The sequence below is a fragment of the Zymomonas sp. genome (assembly GCF_020216885.1).
GTDB lineage: Bacteria > Pseudomonadota > Alphaproteobacteria > Sphingomonadales > Sphingomonadaceae > Zymomonas.
Genome location: NZ_JAIWON010000057.1, coordinates 1 through 12,943 on the forward strand (window position 1 = coordinate 1; position 12,943 = coordinate 12,943).

Here is a 12,943-nt window from a genome sequence, read left to right on the forward strand (position 1 = left end):
CATAAAATTTCACCAATCGAACTTGACAGCGAAAAGACAGCAGGTCATCCCCGACAAATGTTATTGCCGAAACGAGCCGCTACACGCCTTCGCCTTTCCTTTTCCCGCCATAAAGTGATTGGAGCTATTGCGCTTCCTGCGATTGTCACCAATATCGCAACCGCTTTGTTTGGTCTGGCTGATATCTGGGCGATAGGCCGCTTGGGCGATCCCCAAGCGCAAGGTGGTGTCGAAATCGGGGCAAAATTATTAACCACCCTCTGCGTGCTTTTTAATTTTTTACGATCTGGGACAACGGCTTTGACGGCTCAAGCCGCCGGAAGACAGAATACAACCCAAGCCAGCCATGCCACCGCTTTGTCAGAAGCACAGTGGCAAGAAGCAGGGTTACGCCACCCCGCAAATATAAAAGCCAGCTATGAAACCGAACAAACGCTTATTCGAGCCGTTTCTCTTGCCTTAGGACTCGGACTTTTATTGCTGCTTTTCAAAACTTTTATTATTCCCTTCGGGCTATCTTTAATGAATGCCTCTGGCGGAATTAGAGAGCAAGCCGCGTCTTATCTTTGTCTCCGTTACTGGATTGTGCCGCTCATTCTTGCCAATATGGCCTTAAGTGCATGGCTGATCGGGATGCGGTCAATGCGTCTGGTTCTGGCTATCGAGGTTGCCAGTAATTTTTTTCATATTTCAATGGATTGCTTCTTTGTCCTGTTGCTAAAGCAAGGGGTAAACGGGGTTGCGCATGCCTCTATTATCTCTGAAATCTTTTCAACTCTGTTGCTACTGGCGGCTGTCACCCGTTACGCTTCGCCTCAGCTATTATGTCGGCTGAGTTTTCATCGCCTGACATGGCAAAAAGAAACCATCTACAGCCTGTTCAGCCTCAATCGCGATCTATTCATCCGCACTTTACTGTTAATGACGGCTATTATTTTCTTTACTCGAATGAGTGTCCAACAAGGCGCTATTTTGCTTGCAGCTAATGCCATTATCAATCAACTTTTTTCACTCGCGACACTGATTTTAGATGGTTACGAAAGCTCGGCACAAATATTATGCGGTGAAGCGGCTGGCGCAAAAGATCACACGCGCTTCTCTCAACTGATGCGCGCTACTTTATTGCAGGCGTTTCTAGTCGCCACTTTATTAGCGCTTATCTACGGATTTTCGGGTTCATTACTGGTCAAATCTTTCACAACGGATTCAATCGTTGCCCAAGCCGCTGGAAATTTATCTATCTGGCTAATTATCCTACCCCTCGTTGGGGTCAGCTCCTATGTAATGGATGGCGTTTTTGTCGGTGCTGGATGGAGCAAAGCAATGATGGGCAGTATGGCTATTGCGCTTTCGCTCTTCATGATTAGCCTGTTCTTTTTCAAAGAATGGGGAAATAATGGCTTGTGGTTATCCTTTAGCCTCTTTCTTTTTTATCGTAGTATTGCTCAAATTATTCGTTTACCCTTCATGGGAAGAAGACAATTTTACGATAATAAAAAATTTAAAACATTAAAATAAATTTTTATATTTAAATATATTTTCAATATACACCTTAAACATTAACAATAAAAATATAAAAATTATTACTTTTTTAAAAAGTTTGGTTTTTATGAAAAAAATAAAATAAATTTTTCCATAAATATTTTAATTTATTTGAAGAAAAAGATAAGATCATCCCAATGTAATTAAAATTATCTTATATATATCTCCATTATAGAGAAAAAATAAATTCAAATATCTTAAAAAAACTGTTAAAAATTCTAAAATTCCTCCCGTTACTATAAAATTATAGTTAAATTACAAAATTTGGGGGGAGTATGATAAATTTGAGACGGATTATAACCCGTTTTTTTCTAGTGAGTTGTGTTTTCTACCCGCATGCTTTGCATGCAACTGAAATACCTCTCGATATTATCAATGAAGTAGAAGACGGATTTTCTTTCACCCGCTTAGGCATCAATGCCGGTGTTAATAACGGGGACCCGAAAGAATATCTTTTCGATACCGGCTCAGATTCCTTTAATATTGCAGTCGGCATGAATAATAATGGCACGATGCCTAGCTGGTTTCCGCAAACTGGTACGGCCGTATCCAGCCCTTATGGTTATATGTATGGCGATGGCACCTATGGCTATCTGCAATCCGATACATCGATTTCAAACATCCAATTTTATAACAGCACAACAGGCAGCAAAATAGCCAATTATGACACATCAGCAGGTCTGGGTGTGGCTCTTATTCAAGCCTCTATTGCTACCGAAAACAGATTAAATCCTGATGATATCGGACAACAGATTTCACCCGACACGGCAGGATTGGATCCTTCACAGACCTATTATCAAGATTTATCATGGCAACAATCACTGGACGCTGGCAAAGCGCCTGATGAAAATCATTTCTACGGGATTATGGGGGCTGGTGATTTCATTTATCCCGGTGATAATGGCGGTGTTCCCGGCCAGCTCACTAAAAGCGGCTATATTGTCGAAGCCAATGGTACCGCAACGACACCGGGAGATTGCGGGGCAAGCTGCCTTATCGTTGGATTAACCCCCGCCTTAAGGGCGCAATTCTTCACCCAAGTGCCTTGGCGCGGCATCATCGGCAGTTTCCCGCTATCAGGCGCCAATGCCGGACGGCAATTTGATGCCATGTTCCAATATGCGCTTGATAATGGACAAAATACCAAAGGCATGCCGACCCTGCTGGATTCTGGAACACCGATGATTATCGTCGGCTCAAATGATTTACTGGGTCAGGCGATTGATGCGGGTGCAACAGGCAGTGATGGCTATATCAACGATGTTGACCCAGGTCATATATTAAATATTACTGGCAATGTCCCGAATGGTCAGACAGTTTCGGTTGTCACCGGTGATGGTTCGCAAGGCGATCAAACCAATGTTCTCACCTTGGGCAGCAATATCTACACACCTAATAACTATACTTTGGAAGGCGTTTCTTTCTTCTTACAAAATGCCGTGATGTATGATCTGGAAAATGCCGTAACGGGCTATACGCCCTTTTACGTGTCGGATTATAATTTCACCAATGGGCTGGACGTTTCTTCTGATATGGGGGCATTGGGACTAGCTGGGGTCATCTCTGGTAGCAAAGGCGTGAATATTCAGGATGGTGGCATCGCCTATCTAACCAATAACAACAGCTACACCGGTGCTACTAATATCGCTAAAAAAGGTTGGTTAGGCATCGGCGGCACGGGCAGCATATCCCAATCGGCGGTTGTTAATGTCGCGGGAAGTTTCGATATCGCGCATTCCGAAACAGGACAGAGTATCCGCTCTTTATCTGGCAGTGGACAAGTCGTCTTAGGCGATAACACTCTGTTGCTTAGCCAAGCACAAGATACCTTCTCCGGTTCTATTCGCGATGACTACGCAGAAGACTCAACCCGCGCCGCGATGGTGCCGGTGCCTATTTTAACAGGCGGCGAAAACCAAACTCATGGTGGTGTGATCATTGGCGGTGGCCAAGAAATCTTCTCCGGCAATAACAGTTACAGCGGAAAAACCGGCGTTGCCGCGGCTGCCCAACTCATCTTGACCGGAAGATTGGATAAGTCACAGGTAGAAAATGCAGGCCGTTTTGAAAATAACGGCGAAACAACGGCCCTTGTCAATTCAACGGGCATTGTCAGTGGTAACGGGCTTTTTGCTGGCGGTTTGACCGTCAAGCAAGGGATTGTCACACCAGGTGCCGTGCTCAGTAATAGCGGCGGCAATATGCATGTTTCACAAAATTTAGTGCTGGATAGTGCCGCGACCTATCTCACCCAAATAGACAGCAATAGCGCCAGTATGATTGCCGTAGAGGGCAAGGCTGAAATCAATAACGCTACGCTTGTCAGCCTAGCCACTTCCGAAGCAGGGCGACCAAAATTGGGACAAAATTATACAATTTTGACCGCCTCGGGCGGGATATCCGGTCAATTTGGAGCTATCAAAAGCGATCTGACAGGCAATGCCCTTTATCCCTTCCTGACAACTGGCGTTGATTACCAGAGCAATATTGTTTCTCTTGAAATCGAACGCAGCAATATCGCTTTTGCGAATGCCGCCCAAAGCCGAAATGAACGGAATATTGCAACGGCACTTGATAGGATGTCCCCTACCTCCAGCTTGACTCTACCGGCCACGCTGCTTGATTTTGCAGCGGCACAGAATGCTTTCAATAGCCTGTCTGGTGAAATTCATGCCTCGGCAAGAACAGCACTCATTCAAAATGCCACCGAGATCAGGGATATGGCCATCAACCGGATGCGGGCAGCGGACTGTCTTTTGGGGGCATCTACTGAAAAAACTGCCAATCGGGATGGTCGCTCTACAGGAGCGACCTGCGACAGCGATCAAGGCCAAACACTTTGGATGCAATCCTACGGCAATTGGAGCCATAACAGCCACAGCGCCAATGCCGCTGGAATGAGCAATTCCGTCGGCGGCTTTGTTCTCGGTGGTGAAACCTCGCTTATCCCAAATTGGCATATCGGTGCCTTGGTTGGCTACGGTCATTCCGGCTTTTCTGTCTCCGAACGGGCTTCATCTGGCCACAGCAATAACGTTACCTTGGGTGGCTATGCCAATACGCATTGGGATCGTCTTGGCTTAAGAATGGGCGCAACCTACACATGGGATAGATTGGCAACCCGTCGGAAAGTACTTTACGCTGATTTTACCGATCAACAAAGCAGTCGCTATAATGGCGGCACCGTGCAGGCCTTTGCCGATATCGGCTATCGCTTTGACATCGGTCGGGTCATGGTCGAACCTTTTGGAAATGCCGCCTATATCAACCAGCACACCAATGCTTTCCGTGAATCAGGCGGCGCAGCGGCGCTCTCTGGCCATGCTTTAAGCAGCAATATGGCCTATGCGACTTTTGGTTCCCGCATCGCCTCCCGCGTAACGCTTGGAAAATCGACTGTCCTGACACCGAATGCCACAATCGGTTATCGTCATGCTTTCGGGACAATCACGCCTTCCATCAAAGAAAATTTTCTTAATCAAACGGCTGACTTCAATGTTTCGGGTGTGCCTTTAGCTGAAAATTCGGCGATGGTCAGCGTCGGCCTACAAGCCCAAGTCAAAAATCGCCTACAGCTAGGCCTTAGCTATAGCGGCCAATATAGTGCGCATTATTCTTCAAGCGGCCTCAAAGGTAATATTTCATGGGTCTTCTGATCCAATCATTTTTCCCCGACAAAACTTCCTTATAATCTCTTCAAGGCGTTACCTTCAAAAGTAACGCCTTTTTTCAAAAAAAGAAAATCCCAAGACAAAGAGCAGGTGGTTCAAAAAGACACATCCCTCAAAGCAATGAAGAAATAAGGCCAAAAACTGGCCTTTTTCGGCTGACAACCGATTCAACATATTGACTCACGACTCACTTTAGACTAGCAGAGCACACTTAAACCGGCATGTGTGGGTTAACCACGCATGATCCGATCTGTTTATTTCATGCCTTTGAAGAAGTGATAAAAGCCATGTTCGCTATCGTGCGCACCGGCGGGAAGCAATACCGCGTCGCCGCTGGAGACAAAATTGTTGTCGAAAAAATCGCCGGCGAGGCGGGAACGACAGTTTCGCTTGAAGATGTCCTGCTTGCCGGTGAGGGTGCTGATCTCCAGCCCGTCAAAGGTTTGACGGTTTCAGCCGAGATCATTGCTCAGGCTAAGGCGGAAAAAGTCATCGTCTTCAAGAAACGTCGCCGCCATAACTACCGTCGCCGTAACGGCCACCGTCAGCAGCATACAATCCTCAAGATTGTATCAGTCGGTAACGCCGCTGCTTAATATTGGATTTCATTTTTTCTGAAACTTTTTCCGGCACTATGCGTATTCTACCCAACAGTGCCAGAATGTTCAGAATTTTAACCGGCAAAGCCATTACTTTTTAAAAGTCGGCTTTTCTAGGGAGATTACATAATGGCACATAAGAAAGCAGGCGGTTCATCGCGTAACGGCCGCGATTCAGCTGGTCGTCGCCTTGGTGTTAAAAAATTTGGTGGTGAAAGCGTTATTGGCGGTAACATTATTATTCGCCAGCGCGGTACCAAAGTTTACGCCGGTCGCAATGTAGGTATGGGCAAAGACCATACTTTATTTGCAACAGCCGAAGGCCGTGTCGTTTTCCATAAAGGAAAACTTGGACGCAGCTATGTCAGCGTCGATGCCTTGCCATTGGCAGCTGAATAACGGATGATCCGTTGGGTCGTCCGTCAAAGGGCGACCCGATTATGACTGTTTTTAAACAGTCACGAAAGGGAGCAGCCTTCTAAAAGGCCGCTCTTTTTTTTTGATCGGTTAGTCGCTCATATAATTCGTCTTTTGTCATGATACTGTCTTTTAAGGCAGCTACAAACGGGGGGCGATCAAGGAGCTTAAACCGATGTTCGCTTATAGCGCACGTTTATTTTTGAGGCCGCTTTGGTCAGATGACCTCGGCGTTTTACTCGATCTGCTGGACACTGCCTCATCACGCAGCGGATTACTCGACTCTCCCGATAACGATGTAACCCGTTATTTACGGGATAACGCCGCACGGCTTATTCACGAAAATGACGTTACCCGCCCTCATTCCGGCATTTTTTTGCGGGATGGGAAAGAACCCCGTCTTATCGGCATCACAGCCCTTGCGGGAAAAGAAGCGCATTTCTTCTGCTGGATTGCTCCCGCTTTTCGGGGACAAGGCTTTGCTACCGAAGCCAGCCGACTGATGCTTCATTTCGCGGATGAGGCCTTGCGCCTTCCGTCGCTGACGGCAGCCTATGATCATGCAGATGCTGCGGCTGAAAAATTGCTGACCAAACTTGGTTTTTCTGAAAAACAGAAAACGCCGCCAACGGCTGCTTGGGGTGCTGCCAATACATCGGTATCTTTTTTACCGGAAAATTTTATCAAGGAAGAACGCGTCAGGGTCTTTTCCTCCTGTCAGCCTTCTCTTCAACACAGTAAATCACAGACTATTTCAAACAGAAGCGCGACACTCGCTGCGTAATATGATAACGGGGATATTATTGATGAAATGATATCCCCTGCTATCATCAGGCTTTTAAACAAGCCCTGTTTTCTTTATAGTCTGTCACACCATGCAATTTCTCGATCAGGCAAAAATCTATCTTCGCTCCGGTGCTGGTGGCCCCGGTGCGGTCTCTTTCCGCCATGAAAAATATATTGAATATGGTGGCCCCGATGGGGGTAACGGGGGCAAAGGCGGCGACATTGTTTTTGAAGCCGTCCCCGGCCTCAATACTCTGATCGACTTTCGTTATACCCAGCATTTCCGCGCAGCCCGTGGTGCTAGTGGGGCTGGTTCCAACAAAACCGGCGCAGGTGCCAAAGATTTGGTCATCCATGTTCCAGTAGGCACACAGGTTCTTTCAGAAGATAAAGAAGAAATTCTCCATGACTTCACCAAAGTCGGTGAAAAAGTCATTTTCTTAAAAGGGGGCGATGGCGGCCGCGGTAACGCTAGCTATAAAAGCTCGACCAATCGCGCCCCTCGTCAGCACGGCCCCGGCTGGCCAGCTCAAGAAGCGTGGGTCTGGTTGCGGTTAAAATTATTAGCTGATGTCGGTCTTGTCGGCCTACCCAACGCTGGCAAATCTACTTTTCTGAAAGCTACGACCAACGCACATCCTAAAATCGGGAACTATCCCTTTACAACGCTCCATCCTCAATTAGGGGTTGTGCGCCGCCATGGTCAGGAATTTGTTCTAGCTGATATTCCGGGGCTTATTGAAGGGGCTTCCGAAGGTATCGGCATTGGTGACCGATTCTTGGGACATATCGAACGCTGTCGGATCTTACTGCATCTGATTGATGCCTCCGGTGAAGACCCAATAGCGGCATGGCATGAGGTGCAAAACGAGCTGGCTCTTTATGGGGCAGGTCTCGCTGAAAAACCGCAGTTACTGGCGCTGAATAAAATAGACAGCATTGATGAAGAAACATGTGCTGAGCTCTCGCAGGCATTGGAAGAAGCCAGCGGACAGAAAGTTCTGCTTTTATCTGGTGCCACAGGCCAAGGCTTGGATCCCATCCTTGACCAACTTATTACGATGACCGGTCGCGCTATAGAAAAAGCTCAAGAGAGCAGCGCCCAAACGGAGAAGATATGGTCGCCGATCTAACTTCTGATATTTCAGAATCGCAAGAGCAAGAAACAGAAACGAACTCTGCCCATAATAACGGTGCGGTTTTTCGACCGGAAAACTGCCCGCGACTGGTTATAAAAATTGGTTCTTCTTTGCTCGTTGACCAACGCGGTCAGGTTCGCCGCGATTGGCTGCAAACTGTCGCCTATGACATTGCCAAACTGCATCAAGCTGGACAGCAAATCATTGTTGTTTCTTCTGGGGCTATCGCCCTTGGAGCCAGACGCTTAAACCTGCCACGTGGTGGACGGGCATCTTTGGAAGATGCCCAAGCCTCTGCCTCTGTTGGACAAATTCTGCTTAGCCAATGCTGGGCAGAGTTGCTGGGTGCATGCAGCTTGGATTCGTCCCAAATTCTACTGACACTTGATGATCTGGAAGATCGCCGCCGCTATCTGAATGTCTCGGCAACGCTTGATCGTCTGCTTTCTCTTGGTGTCGTGCCAGTCATCAATGAAAATGACTCGATTGCGACCGCAGAAATTCGCTTTGGGGATAATGACCGTCTCGCTGCTCGCATCGGGCAGGCCAGTCACGCCTCTGGCGTTATTCTTTTTTCGGATGTTGACGGCCTTTATACCGCTAATCCGACGAAAGATCCAAACGCCAAACGGATTGATCGGGTCGAACATATCGATAATAGCACAGAAGCCATGGCCAGCAGTGATTCCGCTTCTGGCATGGGTTCTGGCGGTATGGCATCCAAGGTAGAAGCGGCGCGGATTGCCACCTATTCCGGCGTTAATCTGGCAATTACAACGGGTAAACGACCTTCCCCGCTGACAATGTTTTTGAATGATGGCGCTGGCACGCTGTTCACAGCCGACGAAAGCGCTTCGGCTCACAAAACATGGCTGGCCGGACGATTAACGGCGCATGGTCAGGTTTATATCGACCAAGGCGCAGTCGAGGCACTCCATGATGGAAACAGCCTACTCCCTGCTGGCGTCTGCTCCATAGAAGGCAAATTCAACCGCGGTGACGTAGTGGATATACTCGACCAAGAACACAATCTTATTGCGCGGGGTCTGATTGAATATGACAGCGAAGATTCTGCCCAAATCACAGGCAAGCGGTCGCAGGAAATTGCTGATATTCTAGGATATGAGGCCAGAACAGCCCTGATCCATCGTAATCATATGGTTATGCTATGAAAATTGCACTGACGGGGGGAACCGGTTTTATTGGCGGCCACGTCTTCGACAATACGGCTGGTCGCGGTATTGGTATCAAGGCTTTGACCCGACGACCACAACCCGCAAGACCGGGGGTAGAGTGGATTCGCGGTAGCCTCGAAGATGAAGACAGCCTCAAAAAACTGGTTTCATCCTGTCAGGCCGTTATTCATATGGCGGGTGCTGTCAAAGCAGAAAACAGGGAAGCCTTCGCGCATATCAATCTGACCGGCACAGAAAAACTTCTCGCAGCCACCAAAGAAGCCGGAATAAAACGCTTTATTCATGTCTCATCTTTGGCAGCCAGAGAAGCCGAACTCTCCGATTATGGCTGGTCAAAAGCCCAATCTGAAGAAAAGGTAAGATCCTCGGGGCTTGACTGGACAATCGTCCGACCGCCTGCCGTTTACGGTTCAGGAGATCGGGAAATGCTCGAAATGTTCAGAATGGCGGTCATGGGATTGATGATTATGCCGCCCAAGGGCAGATTATCCCTGATCGCCGCCGATGACCTTTCACGCCTTATCCTGACATTGGTTGATCGAGATATCAGCCAGCCAAGCTATCACCAACTTTATGAAGTCGATGACGGCCATCCCGAAGGCTGGAGCCAAAATGAATTTGCACAAGCTTTAGGACATGCCGTTGGACGCCCTTCTATAAAGGTCGTCCATCTTCCTAAAAAATTGCTGTCTTTTGCGTCCAAAGCAGAAGGCTGGCTGCATGGGAATCAAGCGCGGCTAACACAAGATCGCGTCCGTTATTTCTGCCATCCTGATTGGGTCATCAATCCGACTCTAAGACCCCCGACTAGCCTTTGGGAGCCTCAAATCCCGCTCGAAGAAGGATTGAATCAAACCGCTATTTGGTATCGCTCGCGCGGCTGGCTCAAAAGATAGCATTTAGCAAACAGATAAAGATTGTAATTCTTTCAAAGCCATACGAATACTGACCCAAGCCCCCTGTAAGGCTAATAAAGCCATAATAAAGGCAACAGAATAATCAGGCCAGCCTTTCACCCAATGGAACAAGCCAAAGGCAGCTAATAAAACAGCAAAATTACCGATCACGTCATTCCGCGAACAAATCCACGCAGAATGCATATTGGCATCCTCCGCTCTGAAACGCCATAATAACAAAAATGAAACGACATTAACAAACAAGGCAACCAAACCGACAATACCCATGGTCGTTGCTTCTGGGACAATACCATACGCTATATGCCAAAGGGTAATAGCCAAGACCCATATGCCCAATAGCCCCATCGTAACGCCTTTTAGAACTGCCGCCCAAGCGGTTATCCGCAGCGAATAACCGATAACCAGCAAACTAAGGGCATAGTTAAGGGCATCCCCTAAAAAATCTAAGGCATCCCCTTGCAAAGAAGCTGACTTTGAAAAAAATCCGGTGAATATCTCGGCTAAAAACATCATGCTATTAAGAATAAAAACAGCCCACAAGGCCTTTTTATATCCTTCGGGTATAGCCCTCTTTGTTGAAAAATCAGGCTCGCAACAACATTTCCTACCCATCATATCTGCTCGTGTCATGAGGAATCAAGACAGCTAAAATGCAGTCTATAGTTACTATAGGGTCAAGCGATGAATACGGATTATTTCACGATCGGCAAGTTAGCCAAAGATACCGATACCAAAGTCGTCACGATCCGCTATTACGAATCCATTGGACTGCTCCCAGCCCCGCTTCGCACAGGCCATAATTATCGACTTTATAACTGCGACCATTTTAAGAGATTATCTTTCATTCGCCGCTGTCGATCTTTAGGCTTCCCGTTATCGCAAATTCGCGAGATTATCGCATTGACCGATCAACCCGATGAGGATTGTCAAAAGGTCGATAAAATCGCACGCGGCCATTTAGATATCATCGAATCCAAAATTCAAGATTTAACTCAGCTTGCTTCCGAACTCAGGCAAAAAATAACCGCCTGTCAGGGCGGGACAATAGCACAATGCTGTATTCTCAAAAATTTATTAAAACAGAATACAACGCCCATAAAATCAGCCTCATAAAAAAAACGGGTCGGCGATAAAACCGACCCGTTTCAGGATTAAGCGATTTTTATTAGAATTAAAATTCTGACCAATCATCATCTGCCATAGGCTTAGGCGCTGGATTGGGTTTGGCCGCTGCTTTCGACGGAGCCGATTTAGCGGTACTTCTTGAAGCAGGCCGCGCTACCGGCTTCTTTGGAGCTGAAGTTATCGCTGGCGTGCTTGCAAACTGCCGCGTATTGCCCAGCTTAAACATGCTGACCTGTTCCATCATAGCGACGGTTTCATTCGCCAGATTACGGGCTGCTGCGGTTGATTCTTCAACCATTGCAGCATTCTGCTGGGTCACACCGTCCATTTCAGAAACAGCCGTGTTGACCTGTTTCAAGCCAACAGCCTGCTCTTCCGCCATAGTAGAAGCCTCGGTCACTTTTTGACCCACTTCACGGATCTGGCTGACGATGCGTTCCAGCGCCTGTCCTGCTTCATTCACAAGAACCACGCCGCTATCAACCTCGCCTGCGCTGGCCGTGATTTTTTCTTTCACATCCTTAGCCGCTTCAGCCGAACGCTGTGCCAAAGCCCGCACTTCCGAGGCCACAACCGCAAATCCCTTACCAGCATCACCAGCGCGGGCGGCTTCAACACCAGCATTCAAAGCCAACAAGTTGGTCTGGAAAGCAATACCATCAATAACGCTGATGATCTGTGCGATCTCGTTGGAAGAGCTTTCGATTTTGGCCATAGCATCCATCGCTCTATGAACAATATCGCCGCTCTTTTCGGCTTCACCACGAACTTTATCTGTAATCTGTCTGGATTCTTTTGCACCGACAGCAGCTTGATCAACAGTTCTGGAAATCTCTTCCATAGCCGCCGAAGTTTCTTCAAGGCTGGCCGCTTGTTGTTCCGTGCGCTGAGACAGATCATCAGAAGCCTGACGAATTTCACTCGCCCCATTCTGGATATTTTCTGCAGATTTGATGATCTGGGACATCGTCTGCTCTAAAGTATCAAGAGAGTTATTGAAATTTGCCTGAATTTCCGAGAAAGAACCGTTTAAATTACCCCGAATTCGGGTGGTCAGGTCATAATTACGCAGCCCTTCCAAAGCCTCGCCGATACCAGAAAACAGGGAATCCAATTCCATCTGTTTTTGTTTTTCGGCATTCCGCATCTTGTCGCGAAAGGTTTTTAAGGCATCAAGCAAGGTACCGATTTCGTCCTCGCGGGCATCGAGAGCAACCTGAACATCCATATTGCCATCAGCTAATTCACCCAAAGCGTTGGTAATAAGACCCAAAGGCTGAACGATCGCTTTGATAACAATATTAGCAATCAACAAAGAAAGCAGAACCGCTAAAATCGTTACAATAATCGTTACAATGCGAACATAGTTATACGAACGCTCCATATCGACGACTTTAGCCGCATTCGCCTGTTTTTCGACATTTTGCAGAGTGCCAAGTGCAGAAGTCACCTGATCAAAGGCAGGCAATTCTTTCCAAAACAGGTCACGACCTTCATTCATCCGCCCCTGTTGAATTGCATCCAATGTGGCTTTATTTACACTAACATAAT

The 12,943-nt window shown here is 47.4% G+C and carries 11 protein-coding genes; 9 read left to right on the forward strand and 2 right to left on the reverse strand.

Annotation, left to right across the window (positions count from 1 at the left end; translation table 11 throughout):
* The 8 genes from LDL18_RS02930 to LDL18_RS02965 form a co-directional block, all read left to right on the forward strand.
* Nucleotides 1-1,518: MATE family efflux transporter (locus LDL18_RS02930; RefSeq protein ID WP_365974603.1), on the forward strand; the 1,518-nt coding region annotated here is incomplete at its 5' end.
* A 299-nt stretch (nt 1,519-1,817) separates the two neighbouring features.
* Nucleotides 1,818-5,198 (forward strand): autotransporter outer membrane beta-barrel domain-containing protein, encoded by a 3,381-nt coding sequence (locus LDL18_RS02935; protein ID WP_296506917.1) that lies wholly within the window; start codon nt 1,818-1,820, stop codon nt 5,196-5,198.
* Nucleotides 5,199-5,500: 302 nt separating this feature from the next.
* Nucleotides 5,501-5,809, forward strand: a complete 309-nt coding sequence (gene rplU, locus LDL18_RS02940; RefSeq protein ID WP_014500625.1) for a 50S ribosomal protein L21 — start codon at nt 5,501-5,503, stop codon at nt 5,807-5,809.
* Between the two features lie 132 nt (nt 5,810-5,941).
* Complete coding sequence (rpmA, locus tag LDL18_RS02945; protein ID WP_011240160.1) at nt 5,942-6,211, forward strand: 50S ribosomal protein L27; 270 nt, start codon at nt 5,942-5,944, stop codon at nt 6,209-6,211.
* Nucleotides 6,212-6,404: 193 nt separating this feature from the next.
* Complete coding sequence (locus LDL18_RS02950) at nt 6,405-7,013, forward strand: GNAT family N-acetyltransferase (RefSeq protein WP_296506918.1); 609 nt, start codon at nt 6,405-6,407, stop codon at nt 7,011-7,013.
* A gap of 91 nt (nt 7,014-7,104) precedes the next feature.
* Entirely contained in the window at nt 7,105-8,148 is a 1,044-nt protein-coding gene (gene obgE, locus LDL18_RS02955) for a GTPase ObgE (protein ID WP_296506919.1), read from the forward strand.
* Nucleotides 8,133-9,326 (forward strand): glutamate 5-kinase, encoded by a 1,194-nt coding sequence (gene proB / locus LDL18_RS02960; RefSeq protein WP_296506920.1) that lies wholly within the window; start codon nt 8,133-8,135, stop codon nt 9,324-9,326. Before obgE ends, proB begins: the two co-directional genes overlap by 16 nt.
* Nucleotides 9,323-10,246, forward strand: a complete 924-nt coding sequence (locus LDL18_RS02965) for an NAD(P)-dependent oxidoreductase (RefSeq protein WP_296506921.1) — start codon at nt 9,323-9,325, stop codon at nt 10,244-10,246. The genes proB and LDL18_RS02965 overlap by 4 nt, the downstream gene beginning before the upstream one ends.
* Before the next feature lie 3 nt (nt 10,247-10,249).
* Here LDL18_RS02965 and LDL18_RS02970 read toward each other — a convergent pair whose 3' ends face one another.
* Entirely contained in the window at nt 10,250-10,882 is a 633-nt protein-coding gene (locus LDL18_RS02970; protein ID WP_296506925.1) for a cation transporter, read from the reverse strand.
* A 66-nt stretch (nt 10,883-10,948) separates the two neighbouring features.
* Between LDL18_RS02970 and LDL18_RS02975 the strand changes: the two genes are divergently transcribed.
* Entirely contained in the window at nt 10,949-11,380 is a 432-nt protein-coding gene (locus LDL18_RS02975; RefSeq protein ID WP_296506922.1) for a helix-turn-helix domain-containing protein, read from the forward strand.
* Nucleotides 11,381-11,438: 58 nt separating this feature from the next.
* On the opposite strand, the gene LDL18_RS02980 is transcribed toward LDL18_RS02975, so the two are convergent.
* A partial coding sequence (locus tag LDL18_RS02980; RefSeq protein WP_296506923.1) for a methyl-accepting chemotaxis protein occupies nt 11,439-12,943 on the reverse strand: 1,505 nt, incomplete at its 5' end.